Raw genomic sequence first — 255 nt, 5'->3', positions numbered from 1 at the left:
AAACGCGGAAAGCATGCTGCCGCGATCTCGCCGGTTGCCCTCGAGGCGGTCAAGCGCATCGACGCGCTGTTCGACATCGAGCGCGACATCAACGGACTTTTGGCCAACGACCGGCTGCAACGACGTCCGCAGGACAGCCGTCCGCTCGTTGATGAGCTTGAGGTCTGGCTTCGATCTGAGCGAACAAAGCTGTCGCGCAGTTCACCGGTCGCCGAGCCGATCGATTACATGCTGAAGCGCTGGGACGGCTTCACA

1 protein-coding gene is annotated in these 255 nt (G+C 61.6%); it reads left to right on the top strand.

Annotated elements, in window-relative coordinates; all coding sequences use genetic code 11:
- A partial coding sequence (locus IB263_RS34920; RefSeq protein WP_192439613.1) for a transposase occupies nucleotides 1-255 on the top strand: 255 nt, incomplete at both ends.

It is taken from the genome of Ensifer sp. ENS03, assembly GCF_014852035.1.
GTDB classification, from domain to species: domain Bacteria; phylum Pseudomonadota; class Alphaproteobacteria; order Rhizobiales; family Rhizobiaceae; genus Ensifer; species Ensifer adhaerens.
Note: the sequence above shows the minus strand (reverse complement) of the source record. Positions and strands in the feature narration are given on the sequence as shown.